This window comes from Aquimarina spongiae, from assembly GCF_900141785.1.
Taxonomy (GTDB): domain Bacteria; phylum Bacteroidota; class Bacteroidia; order Flavobacteriales; family Flavobacteriaceae; genus Aquimarina; species Aquimarina spongiae.
This window is the reverse complement of the sequence record NZ_FQYP01000001.1, coordinates 716,608-738,260: the sequence shown is the minus strand read 5'-3', so window position 1 is coordinate 738,260 and position 21,653 is coordinate 716,608. Positions and strand designations below refer to the sequence as shown.

The 21,653-nt window shown below is 34.6% G+C and carries 22 protein-coding genes; 9 read left to right on the top strand and 13 right to left on the bottom strand.

Annotated features, from left to right (window positions below):
- Nucleotides 1-38: 38 nt before the first annotated feature.
- On the top strand, nucleotides 39-2,837 hold the full coding sequence (locus tag BUE24_RS03360; RefSeq protein ID WP_244548108.1) for a M16 family metallopeptidase: 2,799 nt from the start codon (nucleotides 39-41) through the stop codon (nucleotides 2,835-2,837).
- A 65-nt stretch (nucleotides 2,838-2,902) separates the two neighbouring features.
- Here the strand turns inward: BUE24_RS03360 and BUE24_RS03355 are convergent, their stop codons facing one another.
- Nucleotides 2,903-3,487 carry a YceI family protein gene (locus BUE24_RS03355; protein WP_084549378.1) on the bottom strand — a complete coding sequence of 195 codons (585 nt, stop codon included), beginning with the start codon at nucleotides 3,485-3,487 and terminating at the stop codon, nucleotides 2,903-2,905.
- Nucleotides 3,488-3,814: 327 nt separating this feature from the next.
- Here BUE24_RS03355 and BUE24_RS23815 point away from each other — a divergent pair, with 327 nt between their 5' ends.
- From BUE24_RS23815 to BUE24_RS03335, 5 genes are all read left to right on the top strand, one after another.
- Complete coding sequence (locus tag BUE24_RS23815; RefSeq protein ID WP_170864541.1) at nucleotides 3,815-3,985, top strand: hypothetical protein; 171 nt, start codon at nucleotides 3,815-3,817, stop codon at nucleotides 3,983-3,985.
- Nucleotides 3,986-4,100: 115 nt separating this feature from the next.
- The gene (locus BUE24_RS03350) at nucleotides 4,101-4,667 is read left to right on the top strand and encodes a DUF4251 domain-containing protein (RefSeq protein WP_073313878.1); all 567 of its coding nucleotides are present in this window, start codon (nucleotides 4,101-4,103) and stop codon (nucleotides 4,665-4,667) included.
- Nucleotides 4,668-4,727: 60 nt separating this feature from the next.
- Entirely contained in the window at nucleotides 4,728-5,240 is a 513-nt protein-coding gene (locus BUE24_RS03345) for a hypothetical protein (protein ID WP_073313876.1), read from the top strand.
- A gap of 45 nt (nucleotides 5,241-5,285) precedes the next feature.
- Nucleotides 5,286-5,921: a Crp/Fnr family transcriptional regulator gene (locus tag BUE24_RS03340; protein ID WP_073313874.1), complete on the top strand. Its 636-nt coding sequence runs from the start codon at nucleotides 5,286-5,288 to the stop codon at nucleotides 5,919-5,921.
- A 207-nt stretch (nucleotides 5,922-6,128) separates the two neighbouring features.
- Nucleotides 6,129-6,332 (top strand): YgaP family membrane protein, encoded by a 204-nt coding sequence (locus BUE24_RS03335; RefSeq protein WP_073313872.1) that lies wholly within the window; start codon nucleotides 6,129-6,131, stop codon nucleotides 6,330-6,332.
- Between the two features lie 1,062 nt (nucleotides 6,333-7,394).
- On the opposite strand, the gene BUE24_RS03330 is transcribed toward BUE24_RS03335, so the two are convergent.
- The 5 genes from BUE24_RS03330 to BUE24_RS03310 form a co-directional block, all read right to left on the bottom strand.
- Nucleotides 7,395-9,998, bottom strand: a complete 2,604-nt coding sequence (locus BUE24_RS03330) for a KAP family P-loop NTPase fold protein (RefSeq protein ID WP_073313870.1) — start codon at nucleotides 9,996-9,998, stop codon at nucleotides 7,395-7,397.
- Between the two features lie 62 nt (nucleotides 9,999-10,060).
- Nucleotides 10,061-10,864, bottom strand: coding sequence for a competence protein CoiA (locus BUE24_RS03325; protein ID WP_073313868.1), 804 nt, complete (start codon nucleotides 10,862-10,864; stop codon nucleotides 10,061-10,063).
- A gap of 64 nt (nucleotides 10,865-10,928) precedes the next feature.
- Nucleotides 10,929-12,011, bottom strand: coding sequence for an HNH endonuclease (locus tag BUE24_RS03320; RefSeq protein WP_073313867.1), 1,083 nt, complete (start codon nucleotides 12,009-12,011; stop codon nucleotides 10,929-10,931).
- A gap of 34 nt (nucleotides 12,012-12,045) precedes the next feature.
- Entirely contained in the window at nucleotides 12,046-12,237 is a 192-nt protein-coding gene (locus tag BUE24_RS03315; RefSeq protein WP_073313865.1) for a hypothetical protein, read from the bottom strand.
- 29 nt (nucleotides 12,238-12,266) lie between these two features.
- Nucleotides 12,267-13,187 (bottom strand): hypothetical protein, encoded by a 921-nt coding sequence (locus BUE24_RS03310; RefSeq protein ID WP_073313863.1) that lies wholly within the window; start codon nucleotides 13,185-13,187, stop codon nucleotides 12,267-12,269.
- A 336-nt stretch (nucleotides 13,188-13,523) separates the two neighbouring features.
- Between BUE24_RS03310 and BUE24_RS03305 the strand changes: the two genes are divergently transcribed.
- The 3 genes from BUE24_RS03305 to BUE24_RS03295 all read left to right on the top strand — a co-directional run bounded on the left by BUE24_RS03305 (nucleotide 13,524) and on the right by BUE24_RS03295 (nucleotide 16,381).
- Nucleotides 13,524-13,841, top strand: a complete 318-nt coding sequence (locus BUE24_RS03305; protein ID WP_073313861.1) for an ArsR/SmtB family transcription factor — start codon at nucleotides 13,524-13,526, stop codon at nucleotides 13,839-13,841.
- 108 nt (nucleotides 13,842-13,949) lie between these two features.
- Nucleotides 13,950-14,834, top strand: coding sequence for a phosphatase PAP2 family protein (locus BUE24_RS03300; RefSeq protein WP_073313859.1), 885 nt, complete (start codon nucleotides 13,950-13,952; stop codon nucleotides 14,832-14,834).
- An 11-nt stretch (nucleotides 14,835-14,845) separates the two neighbouring features.
- Nucleotides 14,846-16,381 carry a CRTAC1 family protein gene (locus BUE24_RS03295; protein WP_073313857.1) on the top strand — a complete coding sequence of 512 codons (1,536 nt, stop codon included), beginning with the start codon at nucleotides 14,846-14,848 and terminating at the stop codon, nucleotides 16,379-16,381.
- A 6-nt stretch (nucleotides 16,382-16,387) separates the two neighbouring features.
- On the opposite strand, the gene BUE24_RS03290 is transcribed toward BUE24_RS03295, so the two are convergent.
- The 7 genes from BUE24_RS03290 to BUE24_RS03260 are packed head-to-tail and all read right to left on the bottom strand — an operon-like array spanning nucleotide 16,388 to nucleotide 21,142.
- Nucleotides 16,388-17,341, bottom strand: coding sequence for a DNA/RNA non-specific endonuclease (locus tag BUE24_RS03290; protein WP_073313855.1), 954 nt, complete (start codon nucleotides 17,339-17,341; stop codon nucleotides 16,388-16,390).
- A 20-nt stretch (nucleotides 17,342-17,361) separates the two neighbouring features.
- Nucleotides 17,362-18,081 carry a hypothetical protein gene (locus BUE24_RS03285; RefSeq protein ID WP_073313853.1) on the bottom strand — a complete coding sequence of 240 codons (720 nt, stop codon included), beginning with the start codon at nucleotides 18,079-18,081 and terminating at the stop codon, nucleotides 17,362-17,364.
- A gap of 17 nt (nucleotides 18,082-18,098) precedes the next feature.
- The gene (locus BUE24_RS03280; protein WP_073313851.1) at nucleotides 18,099-19,847 is read right to left on the bottom strand and encodes a hypothetical protein; all 1,749 of its coding nucleotides are present in this window, start codon (nucleotides 19,845-19,847) and stop codon (nucleotides 18,099-18,101) included.
- Complete coding sequence (locus BUE24_RS03275; RefSeq protein ID WP_073313849.1) at nucleotides 19,840-20,088, bottom strand: hypothetical protein; 249 nt, start codon at nucleotides 20,086-20,088, stop codon at nucleotides 19,840-19,842. The genes BUE24_RS03280 and BUE24_RS03275 overlap by 8 nt, the downstream gene beginning before the upstream one ends.
- Complete coding sequence (locus tag BUE24_RS03270; protein ID WP_073313847.1) at nucleotides 20,089-20,424, bottom strand: hypothetical protein; 336 nt, start codon at nucleotides 20,422-20,424, stop codon at nucleotides 20,089-20,091.
- Nucleotides 20,425-20,439: 15 nt separating this feature from the next.
- The gene (locus BUE24_RS03265) at nucleotides 20,440-20,697 is read right to left on the bottom strand and encodes a hypothetical protein (RefSeq protein WP_073313844.1); all 258 of its coding nucleotides are present in this window, start codon (nucleotides 20,695-20,697) and stop codon (nucleotides 20,440-20,442) included.
- 13 nt (nucleotides 20,698-20,710) lie between these two features.
- A complete protein-coding gene (locus tag BUE24_RS03260; protein WP_073313842.1) occupies nucleotides 20,711-21,142 on the bottom strand; it encodes a DUF5675 family protein in 432 nt (143 codons plus the stop codon).
- Nucleotides 21,143-21,653: the final 511 nt, after the last annotated feature.

Below are 21,653 nucleotides of genomic sequence, written 5' to 3'. Positions count from 1 at the left end.
TTAAAACACAAAGCATAACATACTTCATTATATGTATTATGCTAGTCTCATGTTCTCAAAATGAGAAAAGTACAGATCAAGCAAAAGAAACTAGTGCAGAATTTAAGATCGATTACGAAAAGTTCGTTCTTGATAATGGTTTAGAAGTGATTCTCCACGAGGATCATAGTGATCCCATTATTGCAGTTGCTACTTTAATGCATGTAGGTTCGAATAGAGAAAAAACAGGTAAAACAGGTTTTGCCCATTTCTTTGAGCATATGTCCTTTAATGATTCTGAAAATGCGCCGGTAGGAGCCAATCGTAAATTGATCCCAGAGTGGGGAGGAAGCCGAAATGGAGGTACCTGGACAGATGGTACCATCTATTATGAAGTAGTACCAAAAGATGCTTTTGAAAAGATCTTATGGATTGATTCTGATCGTTTTGGATATATGATCAATACCGTTACCGAAGCTGCTTTAGAAAGAGAAAAACAAGTAGTGAAAAATGAAAAACGACAGCGTGTTGATAATGCACCTTATGGATATACCGATGAAATCATTCGTAAAAACCTATACCCAGAAGGTCACCCTTACAGTTGGACAGTTATAGGGTCACTACCGGATTTACAATCTGCCACCTTAGATGATGTAAAAGAATTTTATGAAAAGTTTTATGGAGCTAGCAATGCTTCTTTAGTAATTGCAGGAGATATAGACGTAGAAGAAACGAAAAAGTTGGTGGAGAAATGGTTTGGAGAGATTAGGAAAGGACCAGATGTAGCACCAATAGATCCGAAACCCGTTACCCTTCAAGAAACAAAGTCGCTATATTTCTTGGATAATTTTGCCAAACTACCGGAGCTTAGGATGGTGTTTCCAACTGTTGAACAGTATCATGAAGATAGCTATGCTTTAGATATTTTGGGTGAGTTATTAAGTAGAAGTAAAAAATCACCTTTGTATAAGGTACTTGTAGAAGAAAAGAAATTGGCGCCAAACGCGGTTACTTTTCAAAATTCTAGTGAATTAGCAGGGGAATTTCAATTTAGAGTTCGAGCTAACGCTGGCGTTGATCTGGATAGTGTAAAAACAGGAATAGATGATGCTCTTGTTCGTTTTGAAAAAGATGGTTTTTCAGATAACGAATTGAAACGCATTAAGGCAGAACTAGAAACTGATTTATATCAAGGGGTAAGTACGGTGCTAAATAAGGCGTTTCAATTGGTTAGTGATAATGAGTTCAAAGGAGATCCTAGTTTTATAACGGAAGCCGCAAAATTGACGAATGCGGTTACCAGAGAAGACATTATGCGTGTCTATAATAAATACATAAAAGACAAGCATTACGTAATGACGAGTATAGTGCCAAAAACTCAGCCTGACTTGGCAATAGCAGAAGCAGCAGAAGCTAAAGTATGGATCGAAGAAGTAAAAATTGGTGTAGCCAATGAAGAAGTAGGTCAGGGAGAAGAAGCCGTGTATGAGAAAACCCCATCAAAACATGACCGAAGTGAACCTCCGTTTGGTGAGTTGCCACTTATTAAATCGCCAGACGTATGGACTGGTGAGTTGGCTAATGGGATCAAGCTATATGGTATAGAAAATAATGAATTACCATTAGTACGTTTTGATATTACCATACCAGGAGGTCATTTATTGGATCCTATGGATAAAGCAGGAATATCCAATTTTATGGCAAGTATGATGATGCAAGGAACAGCAAACAAGACGGCTGCTGAATTGGAAGAAGCTATTGGGTTGCTAGGAGCTAATATCAATGTGTCCAGTGTTACCGAGGAAATCGTGATTTCTGCCTCTTGCTTATCAAAGAATTTTGAAGCTACTCTAGCTCTCGTGGAAGAAATTTTATTACAACCGCGTTGGGATGAAAAGGAATATACAAGACTTAAACAAGCTCTGGAAACACAGTTAAAAGGTAGAGAAGCTAGTCCACAAGCTATTGCCTCTATCAATTTTAATAAGTTGATGTATGGAGATCAGAATATATTAGGGTTACCAAACTCAGGTACGCAAGAAACAGTATCTCAAATTACACTAGATGATATCAAAGAGCACTATAACAAACTTTCTTCTAAAGGAAGTAGATTTCATATCGCAGGAAATGTTCCTCAAAATAGAGTAGAGCAAGCATTATCCTCAATAGCTAGCAATTGGAATACTGAAGGAGTAGCGATTCCAGAAATTCAAATTACTGCAAAAGATACTGAAAATCAATTGTATTTTATTGATGTTCCAGGGGCTAAACAGTCTGTAATTTTTGCTGGCCAGTTAGCGATACCAGCCACAGATGCGAATTTTAACAATCTGAATTATGCTAATGAAATATTAGGCGGAGGCTCCAGCGGTAGACTGTTTCAAACCTTACGCATTGAAAAAGGATATACTTATGGGGCACAGTCCTTAATAAGACCTTTGAAGAATATTGCGCCATTTATTGTGGTAACCAGTGTACGGTCTAATGCTACGTTACCTTCGTTGCAGATTATAGAAGGGATGTTGGCCAATTATAGTAAAGACTTTAACGAGCAAGATGCGGAAACTACAAAAACTAAACTACTGAAAGGTAGTACAAGAGATTATGAAGGTTTGGGAGATAAACTCTTTATTTTGAGACAAATGAGCAAGTATGATAAACCGGCGTCATTTATTGAGGAAGATCAGAAAGAGCTTGTGAATATGAATGAAGCAGATTTTAAAACCATTATTGATCAATATATCCAAGAGAATAAAATGATCTATGTGGTTGTAGGGGATAAGGCTACCCAATTTGAAGAAGTGAAAAAATTAAATAAGGTCACTACCGAGATCGATATCCACGGAAACAAGATCTAAAAAGATACGTTCTAATGGATTATATAAAGCTGTTGGTTTGTGGATCAACAGCTTTGTTTTTTATATTACCGTTCTATCGGAAAGTGAAATTGAATATTCAATTTGTTCTTTTCTCTTTCATCATGAATGTTTACTCCATAATCGCTGGTGTACAGTGAAGCGGTACCTGATAGTTTCTCGTCGTCTAGTTTGAAGGTAATGATCAATTCTTTGGTTACCCCTTTGATGGTAACATCTCCAATTACCTTGAAGGTATTTCCTTCAAAATCTACGACTTGCGAACTTTTAAAAGCGATAGTAGGGTATTTGCGCTTATGAAAAAACTTCTCCCACATCAAATGTCCGTCTCTTAAAAAGTTCCCCGTACTCAACGTACTCACCTTTGCAGTGCCACTAAAAGAAGCATTATCGGTATCGTTGGGATTAAAGTTGATTTTAAAATCTAAGCCTTCAATAGTACCCGAGGTATCTTCGGAGATAAAATCAAAAGTAATCTTGGCATTCTTTTGATCAAACACCAAATTCTTATAATCGTTGATCAAGGTATAATCCGTACCACGATCTGTGATAGGAATATCATTGATGTTCGGAACTTGACAAACCGCGCTAATCGCAAATACAAACAAGAATAGGGGTAATGTGATTTTCATTTTTCAGATATTAAAATCAATTAATACATAGCATTCGATGATTTTACCAATCATCGTTGATAGCTCATTTCAGAACAAAAATAAACAATAATCATTCCAAGAGACTAGTGAGTACTTTAAAAAATTGATAAGTTTCAAAATATCATTTGGGAATCATACACTTGGGTGTAAAAAAGTAAGTCGTACTAAAACTACCAAATAAACTATGGATTAATTTTATCATAAAATAAACATAAAGTATTACCAACTAGTATTTTATAATTAAAAAAGTAATAACTTAGTTAGAGAAATTCTATCAAATGAATTCGTAATACAAAACTTAGAGTTATGAGCGAAAAGAAAAAATCTTCCAAAAAAAGACGCTTCGCTGACTTTCAAACCAAGTATCGCAGATCGTTGAATTTTGGATATGGATCCAAAAGAGATCGTTTTGCCATTGCCGGAAACGGTGAGTTGCAGATGCCAGAGAAAGATGATAATGAAGAGCGTGAGAGCTAAAAGTACATTCTTGGTCAAAAGCAGTTGATACCCCTTTATGAAAGGTAGTCTCGAAAATTATTCGAGAACTGCACGGTTTTTGTATTGTATTATATCAACAAAAAGAAGAAGGAAAATGAGAGTTATAATCATCTTAGTAAGCAGTATCTTGATGTTGAGCTGTGGGAGTGCCGACAAGGTCATTGCACCAACAGCAGAGAGCATGGCAGTAGAGGAGTGGGTGAACCAAAAAAACTTCCAGGTAGATGTAGAATGGGCCTATCCTTTAACTACATCAGCATTGAATAGCTTTGCCAATAGTGGATTTTTTCCTCCGGGGAGCTCTGTGGGGAGTGTCAATCTGATCAACAACCCAAGTTTTGTACGAATGAAAGGCGGTGAAGTAGAAATGTATTTACCATACTACGGAGAACGTCAGTTGGCAGGGGAATATAATGCGAACAAAGGTGGAATTGAATTTAAAGGAGTACCTACACGTTTTAAAATCGTAAAAAACGAGAAGAAACAACGTCATGTGATGACTTTTTATATCGATAACAACAAAGAATCGAATAAGGTAGTCTTAACCTTTTTCCCGAATCAGGTGGTAAGTATCAATGTCAATAGTAGCCATAGAACACCAATTAGTTATCGAGGGACTATCGAAGCTTTAAAAGAGGACAAAGTAACTGGGGTAGACTAGAAATTTTGTAACAGGTGTATGGGCTGGCAGTCTTTTAGAAGTACTCTCTAATCAAAAGCCATGCACTTCAACACCACAACTTATCCAATTTTTATTGTTATTTCTGTAGTAATGCTGCATACGCATATGCATGCACAACAAGAACGTCCCACGGATTCATTAGGCCCAAGAGTAACCACCAGTGGGGCCAAATATACCGATGACTCTAGTCATGACTTTAACGCCAATTTTGAGGTGAATTATCGGGTAAATTCTAATCTCTTTTTTCAAATACGAGGGTATCGCGACAAAAATGCAAGTCAGGATCTCTTTGGGGGTTCGTTTTTTGCCAAAAAATATGTGACCAAACGATTTTATATGTATTCTGGGCTTAGCGCAGAGTTTATGGGTGGCGTTTTTCCAGATGAGTCAATATCTGTTAAGCTATCCCAATTTAATATGGCCAACGGTATGGGATATGATTTGAATAAGAATTTTACCATAGAAGTAGAAAATTTGATCAATGTAAAGCAAAATTTTGGTGGTTTTAGTAACCAAAACGACTTTTCGGTACGAGGGAAATTTAAATTCTAAGATGGATCAAATTTTTGATACCTTTAAGGGAGAAAAGTAAACACCTTGATTGCAGAAGCTTTAGATACCTATTTCCCCAAATTGGCCCAGATGCCGGGGCTTAAAGAAGAATTACTTGCCGTTTGTAGCCTCCAAACTTTTGAAACTGGAACGATCATTTTAAATGAAGGAGCTTATGTAAAAGCCATTCCATTAATCGTATCCGGGCTTGCCAAAGTCTTTAAAACCGAGCCCATACAAGGTAATGAAGTGTTGTTGTATTATATCAAACCAGGGGAAAGCTGTGTGATGTCGGTTACCACCTTGATACGTAATCAAACCAGTAGGGTAAAGGCGATCATAGAGGAGGAGGCAGAGGTGGTGATTATCCCTGCAGATAAAATGATGAATATCGCCAAATCTTATCCACAATGGAATGAGTTTGTCTATGATCTGTTTAATCTTAAGTTTGATGAATTGCTCAATGTAATTGAGATTTTGACTTTTTCTAAAAAAGAAACCCGTTTGATGGAGTATTTGAAGAAAGAGGCAGAGCTCAAAAATAGTAATACACTACATACCACACATAAGGATATCGCTTATGATTTGGGTTCGTCTCGAGAAGTAATCTCCCGATTGCTGAAAAAACTAGAGCACGATGGCGTGCTTAAACTACAACAAGGTATCGTAGAACTGCTATAATCAGTATTACCAATATATTTTATAGAGATCTGATGTAACAATTGTCACAGCTTTTGGTAGTTGAGATGAATAGTTTTGTGTAAAAGCAACAGGATTATTCATGAAAACTAAAAAAGCGTTGAAATTACTGCTGGTTTGTGTTTTATGTATAAGCCTGGTGGCTATGATTGTTCAACTTATTCAATTTGCTATTTAAAATATAATACTATGAAAAAGAATATGGGTCAACTAGATCGTTTAGTGAGATTTGCTATTGCCATTTTGGTGGGAGTTCTGTTTTATACCGAAACCATTAGCGGAACGCTAGGATATGTACTTATCGCATTATCTGCGGTGTTTTTGATTACCAGTTTTATCAGTTTTTGTCCGCTGTATACTTTGGTAGGCCTTAAGACGTGTAAGGTTAAGTAATTAAAACCGAACTAATTGATATCTCTCAATCAAATTGGTTAAAAGGTAGTTTTAGAATATAGCTGAAAGTGCTACCTTGCACAAGATATCTAGTTATCGATTCGGGAACCAATCGTTTGGGGTACTGAATGATTAGATATACACACGTCAATTTGCGAAAACAGCCTGTCGATAGGTAGGCTGTTTTTTTGTGCTCAAAACCGAATGCAGTGTAGGTAACAAAATATTCTATTTTACATAATATAAATTATAGTACAAATGTATTTATAGAAGTAAATTGGCGCATACGTAGTATTTTACATAATTGCAGATATAATGACACGCCCGTGTTTTATATCGATAGTAATTATGTAAAAGTCAATTTGCAACACGCCTGTTACATCCGTAGCTATAATGTAATACTATGTAAAATATCCCAGGATAATTCTATTTCATAGTAATCGTAGCTACTGGGGTCATTAATATTTCTTTTAAGACGTTTATGTTTAAACCTCACGTTTGACATTTGTAGCTATAATTTGCCGTTATGTAAAATTGCCGCGCCCAACCGCTTTATTGTTTTGTAAATAAAAATGCTTAATGCATTTTTTTCTACACACAATTTGCCATCGCTTGGCCACACCAAAAAAAGCAAAACTTTTAGGTGCATTATAAATCGGGTATTTGATAAAATATACATAAAAAAAGTTTTTATGCGATTCTCGTGAAGTTGCCGCATAAGCATAAAATTACTCTAACGAGATAATTTCTATGCACATGCTCACTGCAGAACAACAGATTAAACATTCTAAGGGCTTGCATATCTTTTTGTCTTGATACAAAAAGAAACAAAAAAATCAAGGCTGCATAAAACTTTGGAAACAATGTACGGCGCAGTCGCTATATTTTAGAAAACATTCTAACTTATAAGATCGTTTAGAACCCGAATGAATATGTACGACTCTGATTAAACTTCAGTACTAAAATTCTAAAATATTGACGCTCCTTTGCCTATTGTTTGTGCCAAAGTTTTCTGAGGCCATTACCAAAATCCAATTTCTATTTTACGTAATATTATACAATTCAGCCTCTTTTAAAAGACTCTAATCTTTCAATTGCCAGTGGATATGTAAATTCAAATTCGATCATTTGATACTCGTTCTCTTTAAATTTTTTCAGAAAACTTAAAAATTCATCTTTAAAATATGTTGGTTTTTCAAGTTTATCTGCATCCAATTCTGTCAAGAATTTCTCAAAAGCTTCATACGATCCAAATATGTTATTTTTCACTCCAGTAGAAACACCTATGTGGTTACCTCCTGCTCTTTCATTTCCATAAAAACTTTGAGGCTCAATAAATGTAACTAAAAAACTATCTAAATCTTTTTTTATAAAATTAATAAGTAATTCTTGTGCACGAGGGAAATACTTTGGCTGTTTGATGTAATTACCATCATCTATTCTTTGCCAAATAGTTTTACAATTGTGAAACAATAACCATACATTATTGGTTAAAGAGTCTTTAGAATTTAAGTAATTTTCTAAATAAAATATTAACAGCTCAATTATTCTTTCATCATTTAATGTAAAACTATCCTTTTTATGATTATTGTTTATTATATAGTTTAATAAATCGGACTCAAAAGCAAAAGGACTGGAAGCGCTAGAAAACCTTTCCTCTATAAATTTTCTTAGAGGCTCTTCTTCTCCTTGGTACAACTTATTTGAAATTTTACTATCTCGATTATCAATTAAATTCAAGAGAACTGAATGATCATAACCAAAAATATGACTTTTAAAATTTGAATTTTTTACTTTTAAATTTGCCAAATAAAATATTGATTCAATAATTAATTCATATTTTTCGCTACTATCAATATCGTTTATACTTATCTCATAAAATCTATACCTTACTAGGTCTAGTTTGTTTTCCGAATGCCATTTATCTATTTTTTCATGTAGAATTACATAATCTTCATTTATAGCTTCATTAAAATCCGCTTCTGATAAGTCATTAATGTTTAAATTATCTTTAAAGTATTTATGATAATTTTGATGGAATATTATTGACGAATGATGTTTGTTATTGTATTTTTCAGTTTCAAATAGTTTTAACATCAACTTTGAAATTTCGGACCTTTCTTGTTCTGAATAATTAAGGTGATCAACTATAAACTTACCTAGTATTGATTTACTATGATCCTTAGGTCTAAATCCAAAGTTGTTATTTCCATCATTCTCATATTTGTTTTGTAAACAATATTTACTCCCTCCTTTACCAAAATATTGTCCTCTTTCATTCAAAAATTTGGATCTGTTCAAAAAGAGCAAAATATAAACATCATAAAATTTAAATTTTAATAATTTCAAGTTGAAATAATCCGTAAATAAAATTTCATTTTTTATTATTTTATAATCATTTATAAATGAATTCAAAAACCTTTTTGCATCTCTTAAATGTTTTAAAGAAATTATTATCTCAGAACTACGAAATAATGAGCCTACATTGAAATAATTCGCTATTTGACCATCTTCATCTTCAATGTTTTCTATTAAAGAATCTTTAATGAATGTACATATTTGTCCTTGAGTAGCCGGAATCAAATGTTCCTCTTTGAGAAATATTTTTTCTGAGAATTTTTCAGAGTTAGGTATGTTGAAGTTTTCTAATGATTCTTTTACGTAAGATTTATCATATGCCACTATATAAATGAAATTATCAAACCCCGCAGTATTTCTAATTAATTTTAAAATTTCGAAAATTTCACTTGGTTGTAGTCTATCAAAATCATCAATAAAAACTATTACCCGTTTATTTATTTTTTTTAACAATCTATTCAGGTCAGAAAACTCAGCCGTAACATTTTTTTTTAATGTTACACCTATAACTTTCTTTAAAGTATCAGAAATACTTGATTTACTTATATTCAACAACGAATCTGAATAATGTTTAATTTCTCTATAAATATCTTCACCATAAGGCCTTAAGGCAGTTTGAATAGTATCAAAATAATCTTGGATAATGGATTCTACTCCTAAATTCAGCCAAGGATTAAAATCTATCAAAACAAAATCTTCATTATTACGACTCTTTATTTCTTTTTTCAGAAGATTAAGAAAAGAAGTCTTACCGCTTCCCCACTCACCTGTTATACCAAACCCTATAGCTTCTTTCGATTTGGTCTCATAGATTTCTTCTGCAATTCTTTTTGCTTTATAATTTCTATCCAAAATATCTTCATCATCTTGTACAATTGGGGAATCAGTATATAAGTTTTCTAAGGTTAAATCAGGTGATTTTTTTTTATGGAGAAACGCTAACAGAAAAGTAATTGGAGATAATAAAAAATATAAAAAAAGAATATCGAAATACTTTATTTCATTAAATAATGATGAACCCAAAAAGCTATAGTTTTCGAATATTCTAATAAATCCATAAAGAATTAGAACTGCACAACTAAAAAAAAGTTGATGTTTTGAGATGAATGTTTTGTTTATAAAATTTTTGTAGAGCTTCCATATAAATATAAAAACGATTACTATAAATACTATATCGACAAGAATATTTGACTTTGTATTGCTCAATATAGGCTCAACAATTTGTTTTTCATAAACGCTTTTGAGAGTGTCATAAAATAAGATTGTTAAACCAATAAAAAGCCAGGTTATTTTATAATATTTATTCATTTAATAACTTTATAGTTGATTTTTAAATTGCGTCCCAATCGTTTTAGTTTGTTTTGCCTTTGTTAGAATCGTCGTCTTTTTTTCCACTTGCCTCTTTCTAAGACATATTTAGAAGGTTTTCTTCTAATAGTATTTTCAATTGGTTGAATAAAAGTCCGATTTAGTTTTGTCTTTTTACTTTGTTTCAGAAATTCTTCCGTTCTGGATAACCATTCACCATTAAGAGTAGTTTTTATAAATGTTTTACGATTTATCTCTGCTATTAGAGCATAATAATTTTCATGTTTAGGAAACAAACAATACATTGGATTAGATATACCGGATATTGATTCAAATAATTTGCCAAAATCAAAAACTACCGGCACGGAGCTTTCCAGCCAGGCATAAGGGAAACATTCGTCAGGAAAATCAACTTTAAAAATACCAGGTTTATTCGTAGTTATAAAATCAGATTTACCTTTCATAAAACGCGGATAATCCTTTTTTAAACGTGTTCCATCAACAACCCAAACCATCTTTTTATAGAATTTTTCACGACTGAATCTCTCCTCAGGGTTGATATATGAATGTTGAAATTCTATGACCAAACCATCATTTGCTTGAATATCTGCTATGTGCTTTTCGCCTGTTTTTTCATCAAGCAAGGAAATTTCTTGCCATTCAATGGGGTAATTGTTTTTCCAGGAACGATGCCATATTGTTTCGTTTTCCCACCATGGATCACATTTACGTCTCCCCTTATGAGCCCAATGATTGATTTTGAAATTACCACATCTAGCAATCATCTCTGAGCCACAACTAGGGCATATTCCTTTAGCCCCTTTAACAGCTTCAGTTTTAATATCATCAACTAATGCAAATTTCATTATCGTACTATTGAGCTTTTTTTTAAATTACTGAAAGTAAAAGTGTTATTTTTAATTTTTTCTTTTAACAAAGAAAAATTAAAGCCCCTAAAATAATTCCTCCTAAAGGAATCATCATAAGACAACCTCTTTGACTATATTGATGCTCTAAATTTATGTTTAATTCATTTAGTTCCTTATTGAAATCTTTCTCCCAATTTTCTGAAACTTCAAAAACTATCATTTCTTCTTTCCCTTCCAAAGCTTCAAGCGCCTTTTTATCATCTTTGTCAATATATGATATGATTTCCTCTAGTCTATCAGGAATAATCTTTAATTTTTCTGCTTGAGACCCCAGTAAATTTTTTAACAAACCCAAAACTCGTTCGTATCGTTCGGGAACATTGGTTGAAAAGATTTTCTCCTCATGAAAAACAATTAGCTCTAAGTTATTTCTAATTAAACAACAAATGTGATGAATTTCCTTAAAGTCACCTTCTTCCCCAAGAGCTCCCCAACTTTTATTTAATCTATCTATAAGTCCAACCATTGGAGGGACAAGCTTCCCAGATTCATTCAACCTTTTACTTATCCAATCGGCCATTTCTTCATCCTTAACATGCTGTTGAGACTTGATATAAAGCCCTGCTTTTAAATCTTCTATTTTTCGAAGAAAGGGATTATTCAAGTATCTCATTAGTTCAACCGTTAATTTATACTCCCATCCAATGGGTTTATCAATAATAATTCGCCTAATTAAAGGTGGGTAATCCTTGAACTCATTTAGCTGTAAACTTAGTTGTTCTTGTCTAATTTTATCCGTTGTATTACCTAGCTCTGAACTAACAAAATTTTCATGTTTCTCTCTCCATATAAATAGAATATCACTTGAAAATCGCTGATAATCCGTGTCAATCATTTTGTGGCAATTTCTACACAACCATATTCCATTCGTAATGTTGCTTCTAGCAAAATCAGTCATGCTTGAGACATAACGCTTTGATCCTGGTCGGGCTCCAAAAATATGAGCAGCTTCTCCAATTACTGTAGATTTATTTGGATCTTCATTCGGACCGACAGTTTGCGTTCTGCAATCTGGATTTGAGCATAAATACGCTGCTCTTTTAGCCAAAGTATTAATCGTTTTCTGGTTAAAATTAGGAACCATAGATTCATTTTTCCATAATTATTAAATCGTTTCATTAAACTTTTAAAAGGAGTACTACTAAGTATCCTTCTTTGATCTCACTTACATTTACTGATTGCAATTCATATTCTTCGTGATCTGCTAAACATTGAAGTATATGGAATTCAAGCATACTACTTCCTTCTTGTGAATTAATATTAAAAGGATGTTCTATCACAAAATTGACTATTTTGACTGGTTGTTTCATTATTATTGTTTTTTATCATTTTATTGAACCTATTTTTTCTTTTTTAGTTTATCCTTGTACAAGACAAAGACATCTTCTTCTCTACGTGAAATTATCCTAAATCTACTATTATGGAAATTGCTAATTGTATTATCAGAATGAACAGAGTAATAAAACAGTTCCTTCAAAGTTTTTTTGCTTAGTATTTCGCTCAATTCCTCTTTAGTTATAACTTCACTCTCCTTGTAATCTTCGTCCTTATATTTATTAGTAATTTTTATATTTAAAATTGTTTGATAAAATTCAGTCTTAATTTCCTGTTTATTGTACTCTATAATATGTTCTAAGAATAATCTTCCTAAATCTGTGATACCTTTTAATGAATAATTAATTCTATGTCTCTCATGCTTTAAAATCAAGCCGTTAGCTGGAATTAGTGAAAGACCACAAGTAGAAAAGTGTTCAAGAATTTCTTTTTTCACATCGTGACTTTTAATTGATAAGCATGAACTGAGAAATATATCTGTATAATGCAATTTGAAATTTTCAATAGCATATACTAAATCGAAAAACTCAATGTTATCAATTTTCTTTAAAGCGTATAACTTAAAAGCTTTCCCGACATAAGCAGCTTTTTTTGTACTGTCAATGTTTTCAATAGTATGTATGAGTTTTTCGCCGAGACTATAAGACTTATTTTCATTTTTATAGTATTCATCAACAAAATTCTTTCTAACATTTAAAGGAATGTTACTGATATTAGTTAAAAAGGTTTTTAATTTATTGATGAATAGATAATCTCGTATTGTAACCCCAATCTTGGATAATTTCACAATACTTCCAAATATTGGAATATCCTTTAATACTCCTGACTCTAAGGTTGCATCTAAAGTAATTTCTCCATACTCTGATAAAAGATCTAATGAATTAGATTTTATTGAATTTACTAGGTCTCTATTAGTTTCTTCCATTAAGGATATCCGAAAATAAATTAATTTGTCACTTAAGAATTTACGATTAGCTTTAGCCGCAGAAGAAATATCTTTATTAGATATTCTTTTCTGGTACTCTTACTTTTAATAATGTGTTTACTTGTAAATTGAAATTTTGATATGACATAATTCATACGTGCATACCTAAATCACATAGTGGGGTATATTTTACTATCTAAATATATATTTAAAAATTATGTCAATAAAATATACTTATTCAGAATTATTAACAACCAAATTGGACCAGCAACGGTTATTGCTTGACCATTATGTTGCTATAATAGTTCTTATATTTGTCATAAATCGTTTTGCTTAATGAGAATAAGAACAGATAAATCCAATGATTATATCACCCAAAAGGATCATCAAATTGCAACCATAGCCAATGCATTAGCACATCCTTTGCGTGTTGCTTTGATAAGATACCTAAGTACCAAAAACGATGGTAAGGGTATCGATAATGTGACTTGCAATAAGGATTTGGTACAGATGTTTACCTATTCTCAATCCACCATTTCTCAGCATGTAAAAATCCTTAAGGAAAGCGGTTTGTTTCTAACCGAAAATAAAGATAAATTCGTTTTCTACACCCTCAACAAAGAGCTGCTCAAAGAGTTCACTACCCTACTCTAAACTTATTTTAACATTACTTTACTACTTTCATATTCAAAAAGATGTACTTTTAAATCGTTTATAAGCGATATACGTTTAAATCAATCTAACTATTCAAAACCAAAAGTTATGATCCAAAAAAAGTACCTCTTGCTACTAGTTATTAGTATCGTTCATTTGTATAGCGCAGCTCAAACCCTTCATCCCCTTGAGCCTGCCAAAAACCATTATGCTTCTTTACAGCAATTAGATAGCAAACCCAACGCAACAAGAGCTGATCTGGACAAGGTTGTTTTTCCTGCGTCCAAGTATAGTAGTGGGACATTGATTTACACCATGATTACCCCACATTATTTAACCAAAGAACAAGTCCAACGGTTAAAACACAGTATTCATTTTCCTGCCAATAGTTCAGACCAAACCAAAGCCGAACTAGAGTACTTATTAGCATGGCAAGCAAAACGTACTCAAGCAGAATCCAATCGAGCATCCCAGGTACTTGCCCCTATAGGCTATTGGCCACATGCTGATATCTTACCTACACATAATCGATATGAGCAAAATTTGGAGAACTTACTCTACGAAGGTAAAGCGGTTATGGGGGATCAGGTTACCTATCAAAACTATCCTGCTACTACCAAATTACTACGAGGCATCACCAAAGATATGCGTTTGATGGAGTTTACGGTAAAATACCATTTGTTAAGAGCCCGCCCCTATCATCTTGAACCTAAATTAGAACCTTTGGCCAGAATATCTTCTCCTTCTTTTGCCAGCGGTCATACCCTTTGGGCCTATATCCAAGCCTTTGCCTGGAGTGAATTGATACCAACCAAAAGAAAGGAATTTCTAGAGGTAGCCTACGAAGTTGGAGAGTCACGAGAAATTATGGGGATTCATTATCCCAGTGATGAAGAAGCAGCACGGGTGTTAGCGCACCAGATGTTAGTAGCGATGACCAAAAACCCGGAATTTCTAAAAGACCTGGAAGAAGCAAAAAAAGAGTGGAAATAAAACATTAGGCTATGCAATTCAAAACCAAAGTTTTCATCGCGCTCCTTCCCTTCCTGTCTGTACTAGCTTGTAATCAAACTGCTAACCAAGACACCATCAAAAAGGAAAGTATACCAACCGGGATATTCGAACCTATAGTTACTGGAAGAATAGCCACAGATGGTAATTTATCACGCGGAGTGGCCTGGGGCGATTATGATCAGGATGGAGATCCGGATCTGTATGTTGCCAATTCTAATGGGCAATGGAATTTTTTATACAGAAATAATGGAGATGGTACCTTTAAAAAAATGACCAGTGATGCCTCGGGAGCAGACGTGTATTCTGAAGTCGTGAAACACGGGGGTAATTCGCAAGGCGTAAACTGGGTAGATTATGATAATGATGGAGACCTGGATCTATATGTGGTGAGCAGAGGTCAAGAAGGCAATTTTCTCTTTGAAAATATCGAAAATATGGGGTTTAAAAGAATTGCTGATCATCCTTTAACGGCAGATGATATAGCAGCCTCTATGGCCTGCTGGGTAGATATCGAAAATGATGGGGATTTGGATGTATTTATAGTTGCCTCAGGAAGTGGAACCAATCTGGTGTTCAAAAACCAAGGGAATGGAGTATTTGAAAAGATGAAAGACAGCCCACTTACGAGTGGTAACGGCAGAGGCCGTGCATGTGGATGTGGAGATTTAAATAATGACGGTCTCCCCGATTTTTATGTCGCCAATGCCCGAACACCAAATCTCTATTTTAAAAACTTAGGGAATTGGGAATTTGAAAAAGTTAACACCGGACATGTGGTTGAAGATATAGGGTACTCCTACGGTGTATCTATGGCGGATTATGATGAAGATGGGGATTTGGATCTGTTTCTGGCAAACTTTGACAAACAGAACTTTTTATACAAAAATGATGGCCAGGGTAATTTAACGGTTGTCCAACAAAGTATATTAACCCAGCAACAAGGAGGAGCCTCTAAAGGACATACCTGGGGAGATTATGATAATGATGGTGATATTGATCTTTTTATCGCAAATGGTACCTATAGACCAGATATGCATAATTTTTTATACCTAAATAAAGGGGACGGAACCTTTATTCAAGATTTAACGGATCAAATTACAAAACATGCCGACACCTCTGCCGGTACTGCTTATGCGGATTTTGATCGGGATGGAGACCTGGATATTTTTGTAGCCAACTGGGGAAGTAATGATCAAATCAATAGGTTTTATAAAAATAATACCACAGACAACAATTGGATAACCATTAGACTACGAGGCGTACAATCTAATCGCCAAGGTATAGGCACTCTAGCGATCCTTACTTTTACTGTGGATCAAAAAGAAAAACGTATCCATAGATGGATGTACCCTGTAACCGGATATGGAAGCCAGAATGATTATGAAATGCATTTTGGTCTGGGCCATTCCGCCAAAATCAATAGTATTGTTTTGCAATGGCCATCGGGTATTGTGGATACGCTTAATAACATCTCTGTAAATAAACACTACTTGGTAGAGGAACAAGGAGAACTGTCTGAGATTTGATAGGTTTTAAAGCACAATATCTCTCATGTCTGTAATTATGAATGTACCAGGAGAAGTGGCTTTAAACAACAAGTCTTCCGCAAGCTCCGTGCCTGTTTCTAATGCAATATCAAAGGATTTGGCCATTTCCTTGCGTAAGGTTTTTCGAGCCAAGGAGATGGATTTGTCACGTCTTTGTCCCTGTTGGTTAAACAATAAAGGATCAAATGAACGTAACGATGGAAAAGTCAATCCGGTCAACACTTCAATCGTTGTTAATCGAACTTGCTCCAATACCGGTTCAAAAGGTAATGGAGTTTCACTATCATAATCACGTTGCCAAACCAGAAAACCAGCCGAACGCATTACACCGTTCAACTCGACGGTAATCACTTTCCAAAATCCTGCAGGAATTCGAATAGGTATTTCGTTGGGTCCATTGTTATGTTTTGGATCATCTTCGGTAAATACAGGACCGGTAAAGACACACGCTCGTTGGTTGCTATTTTCTACACGTTTCAACATCCAATCTTCAATATTTCCCCAGGCATCATCATGCAAGTTCTTGTGTTGTGGAGCGATATTTGACCAGAAATCGCTTTCGAGTTCTGCTTTTGAAGCTTCCTCTTCATTGCCCCATGATAGGCTTTTGCGTCGTGCTAAGTGTCCCCTATCCCAAGGATTGGGCCCAAACACCCCATTCTGACTTTGCCGATAGCCACGATTGTTGTCTACCTGAAGGGTTCCGGGTTGAATATTTGGATCCTCTCGGAAATTGCGACTCGTAAACTGAGATGAAGATAGTGTTGCTCCATCTACATTATGGGCAGCCACAAAAGCGAAACCGCGTTTCTGGTTGAACAATATAGAATGACGCGAATGATGAATATATCCTCCTCCAAATGCCGAAGACAGTACTCGACTATTGGGTGTGGGAAGCGGGATATTTTGACCTGCAATAAAATCTGGATTATATGGCATAATACTATGTTTTGATTTAGTTATTGAATGACCACATAAGCACCTTTTGGATTGTGCTTGTCGGTACCATTACCATGAATTTCTTTGAGTTTTTCTAAAGGCTCTGTATCATTATGCCCGTTAAAAAACTCGTCATACATACCTTCACTGGCATAAACGGCATGTTTACTATTCCAAACTACAATATGTTTGTAGGAGCCTAAATTTTCTATGGATACGTCCCCTATTTTCTGTTTGTCTACTCCCAGGTTCCCATAGATGTATTTTGTTGCTTCTCCCTTGTTCAGATCAGTAATAGCTCTTTTGTATCTTCGATCTCTTCGGTAGTTCGTCCGTTTTATTTCGGCTAAAACCGCATAACAAAAATTAGAAAACTCAAAAATGTCTAGCGATGTTTCATCATTGCGGTTCAATTCGAAAGACGACTTTCTTTTGGCGTACTTATAATTTCGAAAAGAAAGACTGTAAGTCCGTTCTTCATCATCAATAAGATCAATTAAAAACCGTTTTTTATTTGTATCAATAATCACAGATTGAAAAATACCCGAAAAACCTAATGATCCTATAGCCGATTTTATTAATGCTATGGATGCACAGTTGCCTCCGCCGCCCATTCTTCTTAATAACGGTAATTTTACTCGTCCTTGTTTAAAGGCGTTCGCAATTTGATCAAAACTATAATTTTCTGTTGCTACGATTCCATATTCGAGAGCGTTCAGAATAGTAATAAGTCTTTCCATAATAATTTTTTAATGTATTAATAAACAATAGCCAAGCTCTGCCCTTGGATCATGCCTCTCTTTCGAATCATCTCTCTAAACAATTTTGCTATACCCACGAGTATTTGTACCCAGCTAATAGGTCCGGTGGCCACTCGTATTCCCCATTTTATAACGATCCTGGTAAAGTTTAGCGTGGAATAGATAGCAGATGCATACTCCCTAATAGTTTTGATATGGATTTCGTACTCTTTTTTACTGGGTTTGGAGTGAATTCTAGTCACCCCATCAAAATCAAAATCATAATCAGAGCTTATTGCTGCAGTGGGTTGTACAATTCGGTCTCCAAAAAGAAATTCGATCCCTCTGCTAAAACTTTGAAAGGCATCCTTGATCTCATTAAATATGATTTTGGATACTTTTTTAATAATCCTAAACAGTTTTTTAAAGAGTTCTCTCAGTTTTCGAATCGCATTTCTAACAAACTTGAAAATCTTGGAGAAAAACCGCATAATTCCTTTATGCGCTTTGTATTGACGTATATTGGTACGATACCCCTCATTCACTAGTTTTGCTTCTTGATTTAGTTCGGTTTTTAGTTTTTGGGTAAGCTCTTCTCTTTGTTGCGTAAATTCTGTATGCTCATTTACACTGAAAACATTTACATCGGATTTATCTTCTAACACAAAATCAAAAATCTGAGACACCGACGACTGTTCTACCGGGATATCGGATACCTCGGTAGGGATAAAATGTTCTTTGAGTAGATATCTAATATTTATAATGCACTGATCCTTCTTGAGGTTATACATGATGCGACCCAGCTCTTTTTCGCCATCTTCATCTTTTTGCACGATAGTCATTAAAAATTGACTTAAAGCGGTAATAGACAAAGGACCAAAATCATGATCCAAACGCCCATAATACAAACCCATCGTCCATAGTTTTACCTGCAAAACACGGCTCAAAAACCGATTTTGATCTTGCCTGATGTACTTTTTGACTTCATTTTTTACGGCTTCGCGATCAGGAAAATTGATGAGCTTGGATATAATGGTTTTTGAAGGCTGAGAAGCAATTTTTCTTTGGAAACGAAGCTTCCTTTTGATTGTATTTCCAAGTTCGTTCAGCACTTCACGCCCCTGATCTGTAGATGTTGAAATAAAAATACAATCCAGAAAAATATTGTTGGTTAAAATTGGAGAGCTCAAACAAAACTTTGATAAATTTTCCTGATCAGCTAGCAGGTTTCCGAAGCTATAGATGTCACCATCAAAGCCAAGTTTTTCTGCCGACTGTTGTAGTACAGCTACTGCATTTGTGGTCATTTTATGATTGGGCTGAATGGTTTTGGCCAAATCATATACATGGAATCTATAAATCAACACTCTAGATAACAAAGAGGTCTGCTCCTCCTCCACCTTATAGATCTCCAATTCTTTGTCAAGACCTGTCAATTCTTTTAGTAAGGTGAATTCTTGATGAGATAATTCGTTGGGCAGCTCCTCTCCTTCTTCAAATAGCTTTGAGATGCTATTGTAGACAAAGTTTAGATTACTAAACGCTGTCTTTGCCAATGCCTCTGAAAGTTCATGTCTAAACTTTTTGATAGCATTCTCTACCTTACTATTATCATAAATACCGTATTCGAACGTTTTTTGAGGCAAGTATTTTAAGTCTGATAATAGTTGGATGATTTCCAATTGATCAATCTTTTCATACGCTTTGGTTAATTGCGTTCTTACTTCTGTATCCTCAATGAGTTCAAATGTATTTGGCTTATCCATGTAATTTCTTTTTTAACCAATTGTAGGCACTTTTCAAGTTGATGACATACTTAAAAATTCGTAAGGCCATTGGATAATGATCATTTGCTTCGCCCGTTACCCCCTGATTAGTATAGGTATAAACATCTATCGGTTCAATGGCAGCATCTGAAATTTCACCATTCATCCAATCGTTCATTCCATCCATGGTGTCTGGTGGTTGTGTACTGGGTTTGAATCTATAAAAACGAATCTTTCGCATTTAATCCACGTCTACACCTAATACTTTAAGAACAAATTCGAAGAAATCCTTCCTGGATTTTTGCGCTCCTTCTACCATAGAATTGTGCCCATCAATCAAGTACTTTTTATCTTCCCCAAGATCACTGTTCACGTAATTCATTGCATCCCCTTCTACCTCAAACCTAGAGTACCCAACCAATGTAGAACTGGTTAATCCACTTTTAATAGTATCAAAAACATCTCCTGGATCAACACCATCAAGATTGATCTGGTTTCCTGTAAAAGAGGCTACTTCTAGTGTAGCTAAATCTTCAACTGCTCCTTCAATTTTTGTTTTTAATTGTTGTAATCCCATTTTTTATGTATTTATTTATGTTAAACATTCAATGATAAATTGTCCTATACCTGTTCGTGCTTCTACAGATGCCGAAAAAGCTTCATTAAACAGTTCAAATAACTCTTCATCTACGTCATCAGCCGCACCGATATAACTAAGGCTATCTCCTGCAGTTTGTTGAAAACGATATAATAAGTTGTCTGACTCTTCAATTATTAAAACATGCTCTATGGTGGTCAAGTCTACCAATGTAGTCTCTAGTCGTTCTTTTAGATCTTCAAAAAATGACATACCTACCTTGTTGTTACGTTAATTGTGAATTGATAATATGCAGTACAGCAGTAGTTTCGCCTTCTAATGCTTTATGAAATCGTTTCATGGTATTTCTGCTATCGGTGATATCCATAAATCCGTCATTATCGATATCTGCACGTTTTTTTCCGAGTGCAATACAACCATTGAGTTGTCTCCAAAAGTTCGCAGCATGGAATTTACATTCCCTACGATTGGGTACATCATATATTTCCCAGAGTTTTTGTTGAAACTTAGGAGACCATTCTAGATGCAGCTTGTATATCCCTGCAGGAATACAAGAAATGTTACGTGCATTATTGAGCCATCCCCGTTCTAAACTTTGAGAGGTAAACGCGATGGCGTTTTGCTCATCGATAACCATACACACTCCCAAGCTTAATTTTCGACCTATCGTATCTCTTATTACTACTACTTTTTTCATACACTTCTTCAGTTTAAAACACCATAGGTCTTACATAGGTTTTCTATAGGAATAGATAGAGGGCTTTTGACGATACAAGTATACATCACGATAGCACTAAAGTAAATACCCAATACAGGGTATACTTTTGAGTTTTTCAGGAAATAGAATTGGGGAAATACAACAAAAAACTGTTTTTTTAAGTTAGCTTATGTCACTTTTAAAAAAAGGAACAAAGCCTTATGATCGTTGTTATATGGATTAAAATTAACAGCTTTTGCTATGAGTTTTTTACGGGAATCCTTATCCGTGAAGAAAATTTTGGATGTAGGATTTATAAAGTGGCCTTACCATAGCGGTTTTGATGCTGAAATAAGATATGCTAGCCGATGTATTGTGTTGTTTTCTGAAAGTAGTATTATACAGTTGTGGATTGGGAAAAATCTAAATTAAAGCTCTTCAGTAGATATGCTATATGGATGTAGTACGTCTACTGAAGAGTTTATATCATAGTCGAATCTTTAAATGTAGC